Below are 18,157 nucleotides of genomic sequence, written 5' to 3'. Positions count from 1 at the left end.
GGCATGCGGGCTTGGGACGACATAGGCGACCGAGTCTCGATCAGCATTGGCGTCAAACTCTACAAGCAGCACCCCAACGGAGGGATTACGGCAAAAATGGTAATGGGCGAAGTTTTAGCACTACCACGTTCAAGCTGGGGAGACGGCACACGTGACCACGTCTGCAAATAAACCGAAACGGCATTTCTGGCGCTGGGCGGTGGCGTTGTTGCTCGCACCCATCGCCTTTTGGTATGTCGCGACTCCACAAGTGAGCTTCCACTTCTCTGAGAAGGGACAGGGGCGCCTCGGTTACATTCTGAATGTTCAACACGACATCTCAAAAGGCGAGATCTACCCGGGTGAAGTTACTGGAGGCGCAGGACATATTTTCCCGAACAGCCAGTTTTTTATGGAGTTCGACTGGAACAACGGCGGGAAATCACATTGCATCCGGGTTAACCCGAAATGGCCGAATACTGATGTTTACATCGGGGAGGATGGTGGTATCGATAGCCGTACTGATGACGAAGCGATTGAAGCCTGTGGGCCGTTTCCGGAGTAGAAAAGGTCGAGGGATCATGCGAGACCAGACCATGTATCTGCGCGTGGTTTGCCTCAAACCCGTCCCCAGGTTCTAGAAATAAAACCTACCGTTTTTTATTGGAGGACAGACTGACGAGCGTCATTTTGAACGACGTGTTTAGTAGTTTTCCATCACTGTTTAAAAGACACGCCGCGTTACCGGCTCAAGGCTACAACGTCTTGCGCCATTGCCTACGACTACGCCAGAATCCGCCGGCTTGTGCGCTTCAAGGGCCACCGGTAACTTGGTTCGCGTCACTGATTCCCAGTGATCGGGTTTAGTAGCCCGTGGTAAATGAAAGTGCACAAGCGTCCGTCAAAAGGTATTCACGTACCTGCACTTGATGGCGGCTGTGCGTAGGGCGCCCTCGGGCGCGCCGGCTTTCTTCTTTTCCCCGGTCTACTAACCTGCGTACAGCTGCCACCCCTTGTTTAGTAGCTCGGTGCGGCGGCCACACCACAGGAAAAAGAAGAACATGTTCAAGATCACGCCGAACCCGCCGGAAACAGATCCGGCCTCCCCGTACGAATCTCCCGATTCCAGTAAATTCCACGAAGCCGCCGAACGCGCCCTTGATTACTACCTCACGCCAACCCAACGCATCATGGGCAGCGACAAAACACACGCGCCCATGTTTCTCGCCAACTCCGACTACGACAGCGAATCCCTGCTCGTCAACGCCAGCGAATCCCTCAGCTCAGCCACCGAAATGCTCTGCAACTTCGCCGCCCTCCTAGACCCAGGCCACCGTAAAACTGCGCTGGGGATTGCGCAAGTGGTGATGCTGGGGGAACTGGCGGTGAATAAAGCACTGGATAAAGTTGTGCCGGTGGATTGAGGGGACATCCCTTTGTGGCGGCGGTCAGGTTGCCGCCGCATAGGGATTAAGAGTGCTTAATGCGTCTGCTATCGGCCAAAAGCGGACGGTCAAGAGAGTGTCAGATTTTTTGTGTGCGAGCGGTGATGGCCTACCGTGACTCAGGCTTTCATTCGGCAGTCGCCAACTCCCCTTTTCCGGGACTGATGAGCAAACCTCATCAAGCTTTGCCGATTTACCCGTCTAGTCCTCAGTCGTTAGCGCGCTTACTGTTCTTCCCATGCCCAACGGGAGATCAACATGCACAAACGCACACTCGGCAACAGTTCACTCGAAGTATCCGCCCTCGGCCTCGGCTGCATGGGTCTGAGCCATGGTTATGGCCCGGCCACGGATACCGAACAAGCCATCGCACTGATCCGCTCAGCCGTTGAGCGAGGCGTCACGTTCTTCGATACCGCCGAATTCTACGGCCCCTATATCAATGAGCAAGTAGTCGGCGAGGCGCTGGCGCCAGTTCGCGACCAGGTCGTGATCGCCACAAAATTCGGCTTCGCCGTCGGCGCCGACAATACAAAGCAGAATCTGGACAGCCGCCCCGAACGTATTCGAATAGCCGTCGAGGGCTCGTTGCGTCGTTTGAAGACCGATTACATCGACTTGCTCTACCAGCACCGCGTCGATCCAAACGTGCCGATCGAAGACGTCGCCGGCGTAGTGAAGGACTTGATTGGCGAAGGCAAGGTCAAGCACTTCGGCCTGTCGGAGGCCGGTGCGCAGACCATTCGCCGTGCGCATGCGGTGCAGCCGATCACGGCGCTGCAAAGCGAGTACTCACTGTGGTGGCGCGAGCCCGAGCAGGAAATCCTGCCGACGCTTTGGGAGCTGGGCATTGGCTTCGTGGCGTTCAGTCCGCTGGGGAAGGGGTTTCTCACTGGCACGGTGACGGCTGAGACCACTTACGGCAGCGACGATTTCCGCAGCATCGTCCCGCGTTTCAGCCAATCGGCGCTCCAGGCCAATCAGGCGCTGGTGGTGTTGGTCCGTCAGATAGCCGCGCAGAAACAAGCGACACCGGCGCAGATCGCGCTGGCCTGGCTGCTCGCGCAGGCACCGTGGATTGTGCCGATTCCGGGCACGACCAAACTGCATCGCCTAGAAGAAAACCTCGGCGGCGCGGAGATCACGCTCGATGCGGCCGAACTCAAAGCGATTGATACCGCGCTGGCGCAAGTCCGCATCGAAGGCGAGCGCTACCCCGAATCCCTCAAGGCGCGTGTCGGCCGATGAGTAACGATCACAATCCGCTGCGGCGCACGGTGATCGCCGCATTGGCCAGCGCGCCACTGCTGTCGCTTGCCGACACGCAGAGTGCCGGTGAAACACCGCGTTCTGGCTCGCGCATTCTGGTCGCGTATTTTTCGCGCTCGGGCAATACCCGTGTGGTTGCCGGGCTGATCCAGCGTGGACTGGGTGCCGATCTGTTCGAGATTTGTCCGGCCCACGCTTACCCCGAGGACTATCTGAAAACCGTGGAGCAGGCCCGCCAGGAGCGTGACAGTGGCTTCGAGCCCGAGCTGCAGAACAAGGTTCATGCCCTCAGCGACTACGACACGATCTATCTCGGTTTTCCGATCTGGGGTGAAACCGCGCCGCCGATCGTGCGCGCATTCCTCAGCGCCCACGACCTGACCGGCAAGACCCTCATCCCCTTCAACACCCACGGCGGTTACGGCTTGGGCAACAGCCGCAGTGTGCTGGTCAAGCACACGCCGAAGGCCAAAGTGCTGGAAGGATTTGTGATGGAGGGTGAGCAGGAGCGCAAGACCATGGAACGCGTGAACGGCTGGCTGAACGATCACCCTCTCACGCATTAATCGAATTCTGTACGGAGTGACATCATGAAAAACCGCACGTTGGGCAATGGCCTGGAAGTGTCTGCATTGGGCCTTGGCTGCATGAGCATGACGTCGGCCTACGGGCCGGCAGCCGACCAAGCCAGCATGATCAAGCTGATTCGTTCGGCCCACGAGCAAGGCGTCACCTTGTTCGACACCGCCGAAGCGTATGGCCCGTTCGCCAATGAAGAGCTGCTGGGCGAGGCCTTGCAGCCGATCCGCGAGCAGGTCGTCATCGCCACCAAGTTCGGCTTCGATATCGACCCGATCACCGGCGCACGAGGCGGCGGCACCAATAGCCGGCCGGAGCGTATCCGCGCTGTCGCCGAGGCGTCGTTGAAGCGCTTGCGTACCGATCACATCGACCTGTTTTATCAGCACCGCGTTGATCCGCAGGTGCCCATTGAAGACGTCGCCGGCACCATCAAGGAATTGATCGCCGAGGGCAAGGTCAAGCATTTCGGCCTGTCTGAGGCAGGTGTAGAAACCATCCGCCGGGCCCACGCGGTACAATCGGTCACGGCGGTACAGAGCGAATACTCGCTGTTCTGGCGCGGCCCGGAACTGGAGCTTCTGGCGGTGCTGGAAGAACTGGGGATCGGCTTCGTACCGTTCAGCCCGCTGGGCGCCGGTTTTCTCACCGGTCAGATCGATGAGCACACGCAGTTCGACGCCAGCGACTTCCGCAACTTCGTCCCGCGTTTTTCCCCCGAAGCGCGCAAGGCCAACCTGGCGCTGGTCGATGTGGTGAAAGTCGTCGCTGAGCGTAAGCACGCGACACCTGCGCAAGTCGCGCTAGCCTGGTTGCTCGCACAAAAACCGTGGATTGTGCCGATCCCTGGCACGACCAAACCCCATCGACTGCAAGAGAATCTGGACGCGGTCGAACTGCAATTGACCGGCGACGATCTGCGCGTGATCAACGAGCAGATCGCGCAGATTCAAGTGCACGGTGAACGCCTGCCGGAATCGGCACTGAAAATGACCGGACTCTGAGTCTGCCCAACGCGGCGCCACGGGCGGCGCCGCTTTTCTTGTCTGACCGGAGAACCAATCCGATGAACCGATTGATTGCGCCACTCGTTGCTTTGTCACTGATGGCGGCAGAGTCCCAGGCCGCCGGCGAAATCCGCATCACGCCAAACGGCGCGCAGCCCTCGGTCAAGGGCGCGGCGCAAAACTTTACCGGCACGGTGCGCGTTGATGGCCTGTTCAAAGGTGATGCGCCGGCGCGCATCGGTGGCGGCACAGTGACCTTCGAGCCGGGCGCACGCACGGCGTGGCACACCCATCCGCTGGGGCAAACGCTGATCGTCACTGCCGGCGTCGGCTATGTGCAGCAAGAGGGTGGCGCGCGTCAGGAGATCCGTCCGGGCGACAGTGTCTGGATTCCTCCGAACACCCGTCACTGGCATGGCGCCACGGCCAGCAACGGCATGACCCACATCGCCATCGCTGAAGCCGAGGATGGCAAGACCGTCACTTGGGCGGAACAGGTCTCGGATGCGCAATACGCCGGTAAATGAAGTTACGGAATGTGTCGAAGTTGCGCTCCCGGCACGTTGGGGGCAATCGACTAGTCGACGTCTAAGCCCCGAATCTGCGGGGTTGCGTCGGGATTTCTGCGATGACTGCTCCGGCGATTCATGAGTTCTGCTCAGGAACCCATGCGCAATATCAGGGTTAATCGCCATAACCAACCTCCGTACGATTCAGCGACACCGCAGCGCCCCGCAATGGATGGAGCCCTTCACGATGATCACTGACACCCGCAACAGCACTACACTTCCCACACTCATGGCGCTCTGCCTTGGCGTCGGGGCGATGTTCAGCGTCACCACTCAAGCAGCAGAGGCTTCGCCCACCATGACCAGCACACCCGCCAGCGCAGCCAGCTTGTCGAGCCAGCAACAAGCCATTCCACTGATCGCGGCGTTCATGGCGACCAGCGACATGCCCAACCTCAATACGGCGCTCAACCAAGGGCTTGATGCCGGCCTGACCATTAGCGAAACCCGCGAAGTTCTCGTGCAGCTCTACGCCTACGTCGGCTTCCCGCGCAGCCTCAACGCCTTGAATGAATTGATGACCGTGGTGCAGGCGCGCAAACAACGCGGCCTTGACGATGCGCCGGGACGTGAGCCGAGCCGGGCGACTCCGGTCGGGGATGAGCTATTGGCAGCGGGTACGGCGAATCAAACGAAAATCTCCGGCGCCCCGGTCAAAGGCCCGGTGTTCGAGTTCGCTCCGGTGATCAACCGGTTCCTGCAAACCCATCTGTTCGGCGACATTTTCGAGCGCGACAACCTCGACTGGCAAAGCCGCGAACTGGCGACAGTCGGGGCGCTGGCAGCGACCCCGGGCGTGGAATCGCAACTGCGTTCGCACATGGCGGCGAGCCTGCGCGTCGGGCTGAGTGCGGCACAGTTGCGCCAGGTCACCGAGCTGCTTGAAAAGCATGGCGATACACAGACTGCCAAGCGGGCAAGCGCAGCGCTGACCCAAGCGCTCGCAACAGCGGGGAAATGACATGAAATCTGCAAAGCATTTACTGAGCGTCACGCTGCTGAGCCTGTTGGCGGCCTGCGCGAACCACTCCGAAGGCCCGCTGCTGATCCAGAAACAAGGCAGCTTCGCCGCCGGCGGAACGATGACCACGGCACCGGGCACCTTCAACCCGCGCCAACCGATGACACCCAACGGCCAGACCTACCACGGGGACCACGCCTACGCCTTCTATCAAATCCCGGCGGACGCGCGAAAGCTGCCCATCGTCATGTGGCACGGCGCGGGTCAGTTTTCCAAGACCTGGGAAACCACCGCCGATGGTCGCGAGGGTTTTCAGAACATCTTTCTGCGCCGCCACTACGGCGTCTATCTGATCGATCAGCCCCGGCGTGGTGATGCCGGGCGCAGCATGGTCGAGACCACTATCAAGCCTGTGCCGGACGAACAACTGTGGTTCAACCAGTTCCGCATCGGCCTTTGGCCCCGCTACTTCAACGGCGTGCAAGTGGCACAGGACGCCCAGACCCGCGAGCAGTTTTTCAGGGCAATGACGCCGAACACCGGGCCGTTTGACATGGGCGTGGTCTCCGATGGTGTGTCGGCGCTGTTCGACAAAATCGGCCCCGGCATCCTGTTTACGCATTCTCAGGGTGGCGGGCCGGGCTGGTTGACGGCGATCAAGAACGACAAGGTCAAAGCCATCGTGGCGTTCGAACCGGGCAGCAGTTTCGTGTTTGCTGACGGTGAAGTGCCGGCGCCGATTCCCAGCGCGTTCGACACGGTGCAAGGCACAGCGGTGCCGATGGAGCAATTCATGGCACTGACGCGCATTCCGATCCTGATCCTGTACGGAGACAACATTCCGGAACAGACAGTCGATCTGCCCGCTCAGGACAGTTGGCGCGCACGCCTGAAAATGGCCCGGCTCTGGCGTGACGCGGTCAATCGCCATGGCGGTGATGTGCGACTGATACACCTGCCGGAGATTGGCATTCACGGCAATACCCATTTCCCCATGTCGGATCTGAACAACGAGCAGATCGCTGACCTGGTCGCGCAGTTCCTCAAAGAAAAACAGCTGGACTGACCCAAATACTTTTGCAACTGCCGCCCTTTTTTTGCTCAGGAGCTTCACGTGAAAAACACTCTCAAAGCCACGCTCATGTCGGCATTGGTCGGTCTCTCGGCGGGCGAAGCGTTAGCCGCTGACTACAAGAAGAACCCGTTCACACTCGCCTATGACGGCGCGATCAGCAAGAACGAGCCGGGCAAGGTCAACATCCACCCGGTCAGCTATAAGCTCAACGGGTTGGACATCGCCGCCAATGTCTACACTCCTGCCAACTACGACGCGAAGAAGAACTACCCGACCGTGGTGGTTGCGCATCCCAATGGCGGCGTAAAAGAGCAAGTCGCCGGTCTCTATGCCCAGCGGCTCGCCGAACAGGGCTACATCACCATCACGGCCGATGCGGCCTATCAGGGCGCCAGCGGTGGCCAGCCGCGCAGCATCGATAAACCGGCGTATCGCATCGAAGACATTCACGGCATGGCCGATTTCATCAGCCAGTTCGCTGGCGTGGATGACAATCGTCTGGGCCTGCTCGGCATTTGTGGCGGCGGTGGTTATTCGTTGGCGGCGGCGCAAACCGACAAACGCTTCAAATCCCTGGCGACGGTGAGCATGTTCAACTCGGGTCGAGTACGCCGCAACGGCTACAACGACTCGCAAATGGACAGCATCCAGCAACGTTTGCAGTAGGCATCAGCTGCCCGCGCGCAAGAAGCAGCGGGGGGCGCGGTGCTGTATTCGGGGGATGCCAACCTCACCGACGAGCAGATTGTCAAACTGCCTTTCGAACTGTATCGCCAAGGCTATGAGTACTACTGGAAAACCCACGCGCACCCGAACTCGACCTTCAAATACACCACCAGCAGCCTTATTGACCTGATGCGTTTCGACGCCACCGACCATATCGAGTTGATCAATCAACCGTTGCTGATGATCGCCGGCAGCAAGGCCGACAGCCTGTACATGACCCAGGATGCGTTCCCCAAAGCCACCGGCACCACCGACAAGGAAGTGTTCATCCTCGATGGCGCCACCCACATTGAAACCTACTGGGTGCCGCGTTATGTCGATGCCGCGATTGGCAAACTGACCACGTTCTACGCCCGCACCTTGTAATCAACTCTCTGGGGGTCGCGCATCTGTGCGCAACCTGCTTTCATGGATTGATTCCGCGCCCCCTCATGAGAGGTTCTCATCAATGTCCCGCGCCAATCTCAACGACCTGCAAGCCTTCGTGATCATCACCCGCGAAGGCAGCTTTACCCGTGCTGCCGCACAACTCGGCGTCTCGCAGTCGGCGCTGAGCCACACCATGCGCGCACTGGAAAGCCGCTTGGGTGTGCGCCTGCTGACGCGCACCACACGCAGCGTCTCGCCGACCGAGGCGGGTCAGCGGTTGTATCAATCGATGGCACCGAGGTTCGATGAGATCGAACTGGAACTGGCCGCCGTCAGCGAATTTCGCGACACTCCTGCCGGCAATGTGCGAATCCAAGCGTCGGAACACGCCGCGAACAATATTCTTTGGCCGAAGCTGCTGAAAGTGCTGCCCGACTACCCGGACATAAAAGTCGAAATCACCGTGGACTACGCCCTCTCTGACATCGTCGCGCAGCGCTATGACGCTGGTGTTCGACTGGGTGATCAGGTGGCCAAGGACATGATCGCCGTGCCGATCGGGCCTTCGTTACGCATCGCCGTTGTCGGCTCGCCGCAGTATTTCCAGCATCGGCCTTACCCGATGGAACCGGGAGATCTGGCGGCGCACAACTGCATCAACCTGCGCCTGCCGACTCACGGCAGCCTGATGCAATGGGATTTCGAAAAGGATGGCCACGAACTCAAGGCCCGCGTCGAAGGCCAATGGACATTCAACAGCAGCGTGCCAATTCTGCGTGCGGCCGTGGCGGGATGTGGCTTGGCTTTCCTGCCAGAGGACATGGTGGCGAAGGAGCTTGCCGACGGTAGCCTTGTTCGGGTGTTGGAGGATTGGTGCCAACCCTTTGCCGGTTACCATCTCTACTACCCCAATCGTCGCGAACACTCATCAGCGTTTGGCGTTGTAGTTGAAGCGTTACTCTACAGGGGCTGAGACATCGACCTTCAAGGCGTCTGAATTTTTTCCGCCCCCTCACAACCGTGAATGAGCAGATGATTTTGATCGACTGCGTCGGGCGCGACCGGCTGCAATGGGTGGTTTACTGCTCATTATGAATGGCAGCTATTGGCCGGTTAGCAACCGTCGCTCTGATTAGCCATCCTTGTCTTTCCACACGTGGAGGACTTGTCATGAACATCATCGCTACCTGCAGCCGTCAGCCCTGGAACAAAGGAAAACTAGTCGGGCAGAAAGCCCCACTCCGACTGAGAGATATCTGGGCCATCCGAGTAAGGCTTCAAATTGCGGAAAGAACCCGGGATCTGGCTCTCTTCGATCTGGCCATCGACAGTAAGCTTCGAGCCTGCGACTTAACCAAGCTCCGCGTGCGCGATGTCGCTCATGGCGAGCACGTATCATCACGAGCCATGGTGATGCAGCAGAAAACGCAGCGGCCAGTGCAGTTTGAGATCACTGAGCAAACACGGTCAGCTCTCGTGGCCTGGATACATCAGGCACAACTACGCAGCGAGGACTGCCTTTTTCCTAGCCGGCTGCATACCTCAGACCATCTATCCACTCGTCAATACGCTCGTATCGTCAAAGGCTGGGTGAAAGCCGTAGGCCTTGATCCAGCCATGTATGGCACTCACACAATGAGACGTACGAAGGCATCACTAATCTATCGCAGAACGAAGAACCTACGGGCGGTTCAGTTGCTGCTCGGCCATACGAAGCTGGAGAGCACTGTTCGATATCTGGGGATTGAGGTCGATGACGCACTGGAGATGGCGGAACAGACTGAGGTTTGATCATGCATAGCGACGGTCGAAGTCAGGCCGTCGCTAACCGACCAAATGCGGACGGTGGATACGTCTAGAAAAACCGGTCCGATGCAGGCGCCTCTCACACTCGCAGACCTGAAAACCCTCCGTTTCGCATTGCTGGCACCTGGGTTTGCGACCCGGACGGCAGTGGATGCCTGGTGCCAGAAGCAACGTTTCACGCCGAACATCGTGCTGGAAGCGAACTCAATTGCCATCTTGCTCAAGGTCGCCAAGCAAGGTCGCATGGCAACCATCCTTCCCGACGCGATAGTGCGTGAGCAAGCTGGATTGCGTGAGCTTCAGACAACCCACTTATTGCCTAGTCGCACAGCGGCATTGTTACGTCGAAAAAACGGGTATCAAAGCGTTGCCTCTGACGCTTTTGCGAAGCTCGCAAGCGGTTTCAGAGCCCGTATGTGAGCTGTTCTGCCTAGACCAAATCGTTGGTAAGCGGGCGACTACATCTCGCCCTTTGTGGCCCCAACCAGCCGCGTATCGACCTATGAATAGCCCTGTCACGGGGGGCAGGTAGTCAGGCCAGGCACTATGCCGCCGGGAACAGCGGGAATCCGTTTCCGCCGAACGCTCCGGTGTCGAGCCAGAGGTACTGAAAGGATCTGCTTTTGAAAACCCAATCGTCTCCCGAGCGTTGTAGCACATCGAACGCAATGCAGTGATTGCGGTAGTACTTCTCGCCTGGGCCGCGTGCAGACTCATGCACGAATGTGCGAGTAGTTGCCTGATCACCGTCGATAACAATCACCCCCGGCAGTGCGAACTGAACGAAGAACTCCTTGCCTGAGCGCAGTTTGTGAAGCAGCGCCACATTGTTGTCTGCGCCTTTAGAGTACTGGCCGTGAGGTGTTTGACCAATGATGAATTCGCCATCATCAGCCCAAACCGAGTGAAACATTGCGGGGTCTGCGCGTGTCGCGCTGTCGGCGAAACGTGCAATGGTGTTTCGGATGGACGCCTCGTCCATAAATTGCTGCAAGCGTGAGTGTTGGTCTGACATCGTCGTTCCTCTAAATCAAGTTACGTTGGATGCCGCCACTTTCACAAAAAACCGGCCTGACCACATCCTACATAGTGCTAAAGCCTTGCCTGATCCTACCAACTGCTTTAGCTTGAGAAACCGCTGGCTTATAGCGAGCACGACTAGGATCGACATCCCTCATGTTGGAACATCTCCTCGCAATCGCGAGCCGACATCGCGGCTGCGCCGATCTATCAAACGCTCTTCCCCAACTGACAATCAGATCCACAGACGCTCCGGTTCCTCCGACCCCGGCTCTGTTCGCGCCGAAGTTTTATCTGCTACTGCAAGGCGCCAAGCGGATGAACATTGCCGATAGTACGTTCGATTGCCATCCGGGCACCTGTGCAGTGGCAGCGGTCGGGTTACCGTTCGTGAGTGAAGTGGTAGAGGCGAGCCCGGAACAACCCTATATCAGTGTCGAATTGATGCTCGACGCAGGGATCGTCGCTGGCTTGCTTCTCGATATGAGCGAGTCGACCCAACCAGCTCCGCAGGCGGGCGCTATCTCGTTAGCCCAAGCCGATAGCAGTTTTGTCGAGCCGTTGGTTCGTTTCATCGGTCTGCTTGATACGCCAGCAGAGCTTAAAGTGCTTGGCTCCCAGTTCGAGCGCGAGTTTTACTACCGTCTATTGTTAAGCCCGCTAGGCTCCAGGCTCCGCCAAATTGGAACGCACAACACCCGGTTTGGACAAATCAAAATCGCGGCAGACTGGATCAGCGCGAACGCCGATAAGCCAATGAGTGTGCATTGGCTTGCCGCTCAGGTCGGTATGAGCGTCACCTCGTTCCACCGACATTTCAAGGCGGTTACTGCACATAGTCCGCTCGCTTACCAGCGACAACTGAGGCTACTAACTGCCCGACGGCTGCTCGCATCCGGAGCATCCAATGTTACAGGTGTCGCATTTGAGACCGGATACGCCAGCCCCTCTCAGTTCAGTCGAGAATACAAGAAGGTTTTCGGCGTAACGCCGAACCGAGACGCTTTATCACTGCGCCGCTGAGTTGAGCTTTTTCAACCGGATCAGGCTCGAATTATGCGTGAGCCTCTATGCGTAAGGCGACTGGAGAGCTTAAAGCGCTTTAAAGTGAAGGTTTTAGAATGTCGACGAAGGTCAGGCGCAGTGCCGGGTTTCCGGCTTTCGGCGTAGTTGCTGTTTGTACTACCCAAGGGGGGCTTAGTGTATGTGATGCGACGGTCGTACGACCGCTTCTGGCCGAAAGCTACCGGTCGAAAATGAGCGCACCTCAGCTGGACTACGGCCCGCCTCGGAATAACTTGTTAGCAAAACCGGCACAGTAACCCGTGCCGGCAAACGCTCCCTCAACACCTCATTTTTTCATGGAAACAATCACCGCCCTCCCCCCATCCACCCGAAACGAAAACAACACCCGATCCCCAACCTCAAACCCTGCCAACTGCTCCTCCGCCACTGAAAACCCCATCGTCATCGGCGGCCACTGCAATGCCGGAACTGCGCCATGCGCCAGCGTCACCGTATGCTTCACAGGATCAATCGCCTTGATCGTCCCCTCAGCACTCGCAACAGCTGCTGGCTGCGACGCCTGCTCCATTTTCATCCCTGCCATGTCCTCCCCCCAAGCAGCAAACGACAACATTCCGGCAATCCCGAAAACCGCAATCAAACCCAGCTTCATACAACTTCCCCTTCATTAATGACACGTTCAACTGCCAACCCCCGCCGACGCATCAACCGATACGCCGCCGGAATCACAAACAACGAAAGCAACGGCGCCGTGACCATCCCACCCACCATCGGCGCAGCTATACGGCTCATCACTTCACTCCCCGATCCACTCCCCAGCAGAATGGGCAACAACCCGGCGATGATCACCGCCACCGTCATGGCCTTGGGACGCACTCGCTGCACGGCGCCTTTGCGAATGGCTGCGACCAGTGCGCGCTCGGAGGTGTCGCCGAGGTTTATGCGTTCAGCCCAGGCATTCTTCAAGTAGAGCAACATGATCACGCCGAACTCGGCGGAAACCCCGGCCAGGGCGATGAAGCCGACGCCGGTGGCGACCGACAGGTTGTAGCCGAGCAGATAGAGAAACCACGCGCCGCCCGTCAGTGCGAACGGCAGCGTGGCCATGATCAGCAGAGCTTCGTCGAAGCGGGTGAAGGTCAGGTAGAGCAGCACGAAGATGATCAACAGCGTCGCCGGGACTACCAGTTTGAGGCGTGCGTTGGCCCTTTCGAGGAACTCGAACTGGCCCGAGTAGCTGAGGCTCATACCGGGCTGCAATTTGACCTGTTCGTTGACGGCACGGCGCAGATCGGCGACGACCGAGGCGATGTCCCGTCCGCGCACGTCGATGTACACCCAGCCTGAGGGGCGGGCGTTTTCGCTTTTGAGCATCGGGGGACCGTCGGTAATGTTGATTTTGGCCACGGTGCCGAGGGTGATCTGCAGGCCTGATGCGGTGTAGATCGGCAATTGTTCCAGGGCACCCGGCGAGTCACGCCACTCGCGTGGGTAACGCAGGTTGATCGGGAAACGCGCGAGGCCTTCAATGGTTTCGCCGACGTTTTCACCGCCGATGGCGCCGGCAACGATGGCTTGCACATCGGCGATGTTCAAGCCGTAGCGGGCCGCCGTTTTGCGGTCGATATCAACGTCGATGTAGCGCCCGCCGGTCAGGCGTTCGGCCAGTGCGGAACTGACGCCGGAGACGTTTTTCGCGACGCCCTCGACCGCTTGGGTGACGGCATCGATTTCGGCGAGGTTGGCGCCAGCGACTTTTACGCCTATGGGGCTTTTGATCCCGGTGGCCAGCATGTCGATGCGATTGCGAATCGGCGGAATCCAGATGTTGGTCAGACCGGGCACACGCACTACGCGGTCAAGTTCTTCCACCAGTTTTTCTGCGGTCATCCCGGCGCGCCATTGCTCGTGGGGCTTGAACGAAATGGTGGTTTCGAACATCTCCAGCGGCGCCGGGTCCGTGGCCGTTTCGGCGCGGCCGGCCTTGCCGAAGACGTGCGCCACTTCGGGCACGGTCTTGATCAGGCGATCGGTCTGTTGCAGCGATTGCGCGGCCTTCTGCGCCGACAGCCCAGGCAAAGCCGACGGCATGTAAAGCAGATCGCCCTCGTCCAGCGGCGGGAGAAACTCGCCACCCAAACGCGACATCGGCCATAGCGCACTGACGAACACCAATAGTGCTGCCAGCAAGGTGATTTTTGGACGACGAAGCACCGCGTCCAGCGCCGGTTGGTAGATCCGGATCAGCCAGCGATTCAAAGGGTTCTGTTGTTCACCTGGAATGCGTCCGCGTATCCAGTAGCCCATCAGTACCGGCACCAGTGTCACCGACAAACCCGCCGCTGCCGCCATGGCATAGGTCTTGGTAAACGCCAACGGCCCGAACAACCGGCCCTCCTGCGCCTCAAGTGTGAACACCGGGATGAACGACAGCGTAATGATCAACAGGCAAAAGAACAGCGCGGGGCCGACTTCTGCCGCCGCTTCTGTCATCACCTGCCAATGCCGCTCGCCCTGCAGTTCCTCTCCCGGATTGGCCGCATGCCACGCCTCGATTTTTTTATGCGCGTTCTCGATCATGACCACGGCGGCGTCGACCATGGCACCGATGGCAATGGCGATCCCGCCCAGCGACATGATGTTGGCGTTGAGGCCCTGATAGCGCATGACGATAAAGGCAATCAGCACGCCCACCGGCAGGGAAATGATCGCCACCAGCGATGAGCGCAAGTGCCACAGAAAGATCCCGCACACCAGTGCCACGACGATGAACTCTTCGAGCAGTTTGTGGCTGAGGTTTTCGACCGCGCGATCGATCAGCTTGCTGCGATCGTAGGTGGTGACGATTTCAACGCCGGCCGGCAAGCTGCTTTTCAGTTCGTCGAGTTTGTTTTTGACTGCTGCAATGGTGTCCCGGGCGTTCTTGCCGCTGCGCAAAATCACCACGCCACCGACCGCCTCGCCTTCGCCGTCGAGTTCGCTGATGCCACGGCGCATTTCCGGGCCCAAATGAATCGTCGCGACATCGCCCAACGTCACCGGTACGCCGCCGGCGCCGAGTTTGAGCGGGATCGCGCGAAAATCATCGAGCGACTTCAGGTAACCGGACGCCCGCACGATGAACTCGGTTTCGGCCATCTCCAGCACCGCACCACCGGTTTCCTGATTGGCTTTGCCGATGGCTTCGGCTATCTGGCTCTGCGTGATACCGAGGCTGGCCATTTTCAGCGGTTCAAGTTGCACCTGATACTGCTTGACCATGCCGCCGACCGTGGCCACTTCCGCGACATTGGGCAGCGTTTTCAGCTCAAACTTGAGGAACCAGTCCTGCAGTGCGCGCAGTTGCGCCAGATCATGCCCACCGGTGCGATCCACCAGCGCGTACTGATAGATCCAGCCAACCCCTGTGGCATCCGGCCCCAATGCCGGTTTGGCACTCGCCGGCAGTCGACTCTGGATCTGGCTCAGGTACTCGAGCACCCGCGAACGCGCCCAGTAAAGATCGGTGCCGTCCTCGAACAGCACATAGACAAAGCTGTCGCCAAAGAACGAGTAACCGCGCACGGTTTTCGCCCCCGGCACCGAGAGCATGGTGGTCGCTAATGGATAGGTCACCTGGTTCTCGACGATCTGCGGGGCTTGTCCCGCATAGGGCGTGCGGATGATGACTTGCACGTCGGACAGGTCCGGCAGCGCATCGACAGGCGTGCTCTGCACCGACCAGACGCCCCACGCGGTGACAAATAGCGTCGCCAGCAGCACCAGAAAACGATTGGCGACGGACCACCGAATAAGGGCAGCGATCATGGCTGACCTCCCGATTTCGCGTCTTCAGAACCGGCGACGATGCCTTTGAGACTGGCCTCTGAGTCGAGCAGGAACTGCCCCGACGTGATGACTTTCTGCCCCTCCTGCAGGCCACTGACAATGACGGTTTTGCCATCGCTCTCCTGCCCCGGTTGCACCTCCACGGGACGATAGCGTCCAGCGTCTTCGGCAAGCATCACCAGGGCACGTCGGCCAGTGCGAATGATCGCCTCGCTCGGCACCCACAACACACTCTGCCCGGTTGAACGAATCAAGCGTACTTGCGCCGTCAAACCGGGCTTGAGGAGCCCGTCCGGATTGGGCAGTTCGACGCGGACGCGCAAGGTGCGACTGTCCGCATTGGTGTCCGGCAGAATGGTGCTGACCCTGCCTATGACCCTGGTTCCGCGAAAGGCCGGGAATTGCGCCTCAACCGACTGGCCCACGGCAATGGTGCCAGCCTCTGATTCGGGAACGGCCACCGCCAGCCAGACACGGCTCAAACCATTGACCCGCGCCAGCGTCTCGCCCGCCGCGACGGTCATGCCGATCCGCAGGCTGAGCTCTTGCAACACGCCGCCAATCGGGCTGGTCAGCGTCAGGTAAGGCTGGACCTTACCGTTGCGCTCGACCTGCGCAATCAATGCCGGGGGCATTCCGGTGAGCCGTAAGCGCTGGCGCGCCGCAGCGAGTAAATCGCGATCACCATTGTTTTTGAGTGCCAGGAACTCGGTCTGCGCCGCCGCCCACTCGGGCACCAGAATATCCGCCAACGCCGCGTTGGCTTTGAGCAGATCACCTGGCGCATGGGCGTAAACCCGCTCGACAAAGCCCGGAGTGCGGGCCTGGATGACCGCGACATCCCGCTCGTTGAAAGCGAGGATCCCCGTCACGTCGAGAAAGGAGTCAAACACCCCACGGGCGACCGCTGCCGAGCGCAACCCGAGATTCTGAGCCACGCCGGGATCGATGCTGACCGTCGCTTGATCGCTGCTGCCACTGGCATATTGCGGCACCAGTTGCATGTCCATGAAGGGCGACTTGCCTGGCTTGTCGAATTTTTGCTGCGGGTACATCGGGTCGTACCAGTACAACGCCTTGCGATCGTTCGCCGTGTTGAGGTGCTGCTCAGGCGCAGCGGCCTGCACGTTGCTGATGCGTTGAGGCGCCAGCCAGTAACCACCGACAACGCCCACTGCCATTGCAACGCCGGCCAGCAATGCCCCGCTCCATTTAAGGCTCATTGGCTGACCTCCCCGTAGGCAAAGTAGAGCCGTGCGCTGGTCAGCGCTCGCTGCTCCTCCACGTCGATCTGCTTAAGACGAGCCTCGATGAGTTCTCGGCGGGCAGCGACAAGCGCATTCAAATCGATTTTGCCGGCGCGGTAGCTGGCCATGTTCAGTTCGACTTTCTCTTTGGCCAGCGGCACCAGACTTTGCGCATTGCGCTGGACCGCGCGATTCAGCCGTTCATAGTCAGCCAGCGCACTTTCCAGTTGCTCGGTGTGCTCGCGCGACAAGGCTTCGCGCTCGGATTCGAGTTGGTTGACTTCCGCTTCTCGCGCGGCGATTTTCGGGTTCTGTCGGGTCTGCGCAAACAGCGGCAGATCCCAGGACAGTTGCACGCTGACCATGTCGCCGAACTGCCGGTCGCGATGCTGATAATCCACCTCCCAACTCCAGTCGGACTTTTTCTCCGCCTGCGCCTCGCGCACCCTGGCTTGCGCTTCGCGGGTCATCGGCCCGTACGCGGCCAACTCAGGATGGTGTTGCAGCTTATGAGACAGGCCTGAATTATTGATCGGCCACTGCGGCAGACTGCCCACCGGCGTTTCGTTGGCAGCTAGACCGATCCAGCGTTTCAGTGCCGCGCGTGCCTGGGCACGCTGGCGAACCAGATCGTCCTGCTGCTCGGCCAGTTGCGCCGCTTCCTGCTTCGGTGTCACGGCATCGGCCGGTTGCGCAAGACCGCCGGCAATCTGCGCGCGGACGGTGTCGCTCAGCAGGCGATTCTCTTTATAGAAGTCCTGAAACAGCGCGTCCTTGCGTTCCACCGAATAGCTGCTGATCCAGGCCAGCGCCGTGGCCTGGCGAACGTTCAGGCGTTCGACCTGACGCTCGGCGGCAGCACGATCGACACCAGCGTTGGCTACGTCGATGCGCGCCTTGCGTTTGTCAGCATTGAGCATGTCTTGCCTGACCCCGACCATTTGCATGGTCATGAAGTCGTCGTTGACACTCCAGCGGTCCGGGCCGCCGATGGGATAGTTCTGCAGGCCGGCAAGCAGCTTCGGGTCGGGTAATTCCCCCGCTGGAACAGCCGCACTGCTGGCAGCCTGAATCTTCGCATCCTGCGCCGCCAGCGATGGTGCGGTGTTTTCCGCCAGTCGCAAGGCTTCATCTAGCGTCAAAGCGGCAGCGAGGCTCGGCAAGGCCAGCACGCTTGCCAGCAGGCCGGCCACGAGGGACCAACCTGTGCAACAGCACTTGGAGTTCATGTTTGCGATTCCTGTGATGATC

The 18,157-nt window shown here is 59.4% G+C and carries 17 protein-coding genes and 1 pseudogene; 13 read left to right on the top strand and 5 right to left on the bottom strand.

Translation table 11 applies throughout. The annotated features are described in order from the left end of the window. Positions 1 to 151: 151 nt before the first annotated feature. The 12 genes and pseudogenes from L8H52_RS13350 (at position 152) to L8H52_RS13295 (ending at position 10,205) form a co-directional block, all read left to right on the top strand. Complete coding sequence (locus tag L8H52_RS13350; protein ID WP_242207435.1) at positions 152 to 544, top strand: hypothetical protein; 393 nt, start codon at positions 152 to 154, stop codon at positions 542 to 544. Positions 545 to 1,040: 496 nt separating this feature from the next. Then, complete coding sequence (locus tag L8H52_RS13345) at positions 1,041 to 1,403, top strand: hypothetical protein (RefSeq protein WP_242207434.1); 363 nt, start codon at positions 1,041 to 1,043, stop codon at positions 1,401 to 1,403. Positions 1,404 to 1,682: 279 nt separating this feature from the next. Then, positions 1,683 to 2,672 carry an aldo/keto reductase gene (locus tag L8H52_RS13340; RefSeq protein WP_242207433.1) on the top strand — a complete coding sequence of 330 codons (990 nt, stop codon included), beginning with the start codon at positions 1,683 to 1,685 and terminating at the stop codon, positions 2,670 to 2,672. Then, a complete protein-coding gene (locus tag L8H52_RS13335; RefSeq protein WP_242207432.1) occupies positions 2,669 to 3,259 on the top strand; it encodes a flavodoxin in 591 nt (196 codons plus the stop codon). Before L8H52_RS13340 ends, L8H52_RS13335 begins: the two co-directional genes overlap by 4 nt. A 24-nt stretch (positions 3,260 to 3,283) precedes the next feature. Beyond that, entirely contained in the window at positions 3,284 to 4,276 is a 993-nt protein-coding gene (locus L8H52_RS13330) for an aldo/keto reductase (protein ID WP_242207431.1), read from the top strand. Positions 4,277 to 4,338: 62 nt separating this feature from the next. Then, on the top strand, positions 4,339 to 4,806 hold the full coding sequence (locus tag L8H52_RS13325) for a cupin domain-containing protein (RefSeq protein WP_122612085.1): 468 nt from the start codon (positions 4,339 to 4,341) through the stop codon (positions 4,804 to 4,806). A 229-nt stretch (positions 4,807 to 5,035) separates the two neighbouring features. Next, on the top strand, positions 5,036 to 5,809 hold the full coding sequence (locus tag L8H52_RS13320; protein WP_122612084.1) for a carboxymuconolactone decarboxylase family protein: 774 nt from the start codon (positions 5,036 to 5,038) through the stop codon (positions 5,807 to 5,809). Positions 5,810 to 5,930: 121 nt separating this feature from the next. Beyond that, a complete protein-coding gene (locus tag L8H52_RS13315; RefSeq protein ID WP_242207485.1) occupies positions 5,931 to 6,875 on the top strand; it encodes an alpha/beta fold hydrolase in 945 nt (314 codons plus the stop codon). A gap of 48 nt (positions 6,876 to 6,923) precedes the next feature. Beyond that, positions 6,924 to 7,976: pseudogene (locus tag L8H52_RS13310) on the top strand (alpha/beta hydrolase). A gap of 82 nt (positions 7,977 to 8,058) precedes the next feature. Then, positions 8,059 to 8,952 carry a LysR family transcriptional regulator gene (locus L8H52_RS13305; RefSeq protein ID WP_242207430.1) on the top strand — a complete coding sequence of 298 codons (894 nt, stop codon included), beginning with the start codon at positions 8,059 to 8,061 and terminating at the stop codon, positions 8,950 to 8,952. A gap of 197 nt (positions 8,953 to 9,149) precedes the next feature. After that, on the top strand, positions 9,150 to 9,770 hold the full coding sequence (locus L8H52_RS13300; protein ID WP_177000253.1) for a tyrosine-type recombinase/integrase: 621 nt from the start codon (positions 9,150 to 9,152) through the stop codon (positions 9,768 to 9,770). Between the two features lie 6 nt (positions 9,771 to 9,776). Further along, entirely contained in the window at positions 9,777 to 10,205 is a 429-nt protein-coding gene (locus tag L8H52_RS13295; protein WP_347340740.1) for a LysR substrate-binding domain-containing protein, read from the top strand. A 124-nt stretch (positions 10,206 to 10,329) separates the two neighbouring features. Here L8H52_RS13295 and L8H52_RS13290 read toward each other — a convergent pair whose 3' ends face one another. Beyond that, a complete protein-coding gene (locus L8H52_RS13290) occupies positions 10,330 to 10,800 on the bottom strand; it encodes a nuclear transport factor 2 family protein (protein ID WP_219268423.1) in 471 nt (156 codons plus the stop codon). A gap of 161 nt (positions 10,801 to 10,961) precedes the next feature. On the opposite strand from L8H52_RS13290, the gene L8H52_RS13285 reads away from it, so the two are divergent. Continuing rightward, a complete protein-coding gene (locus tag L8H52_RS13285; protein ID WP_219268422.1) occupies positions 10,962 to 11,828 on the top strand; it encodes an AraC family transcriptional regulator in 867 nt (288 codons plus the stop codon). A 328-nt stretch (positions 11,829 to 12,156) separates the two neighbouring features. Here the strand turns inward: L8H52_RS13285 and L8H52_RS13280 are convergent, their stop codons facing one another. Genes L8H52_RS13280 through L8H52_RS13265 form a run of 4 tightly spaced genes read right to left on the bottom strand, consistent with a single transcriptional unit; the run spans position 12,157 to position 18,135 of the window. After that, positions 12,157 to 12,483: a copper-binding protein gene (locus L8H52_RS13280; RefSeq protein ID WP_242207429.1), complete on the bottom strand. Its 327-nt coding sequence runs from the start codon at positions 12,481 to 12,483 to the stop codon at positions 12,157 to 12,159. Then, the gene (locus L8H52_RS13275) at positions 12,480 to 15,638 is read right to left on the bottom strand and encodes an efflux RND transporter permease subunit (RefSeq protein WP_242207428.1); all 3,159 of its coding nucleotides are present in this window, start codon (positions 15,636 to 15,638) and stop codon (positions 12,480 to 12,482) included. Before L8H52_RS13275 ends, L8H52_RS13280 begins: the two co-directional genes overlap by 4 nt. Next, the gene (locus L8H52_RS13270; protein ID WP_242207427.1) at positions 15,635 to 16,882 is read right to left on the bottom strand and encodes an efflux RND transporter periplasmic adaptor subunit; all 1,248 of its coding nucleotides are present in this window, start codon (positions 16,880 to 16,882) and stop codon (positions 15,635 to 15,637) included. The genes L8H52_RS13275 and L8H52_RS13270 overlap by 4 nt, the downstream gene beginning before the upstream one ends. Next, complete coding sequence (locus L8H52_RS13265; RefSeq protein WP_242207426.1) at positions 16,879 to 18,135, bottom strand: TolC family protein; 1,257 nt, start codon at positions 18,133 to 18,135, stop codon at positions 16,879 to 16,881. The genes L8H52_RS13270 and L8H52_RS13265 overlap by 4 nt, the downstream gene beginning before the upstream one ends. Positions 18,136 to 18,157 lie beyond the last annotated feature (22 nt).

Source organism: Pseudomonas sp. CROZ-RG-20F-R04-15 (assembly GCF_022662375.1).
Classification (GTDB): domain Bacteria; phylum Pseudomonadota; class Gammaproteobacteria; order Pseudomonadales; family Pseudomonadaceae; genus Aquipseudomonas.
This window is presented reverse-complemented; position numbering and strand designations above follow the sequence as displayed.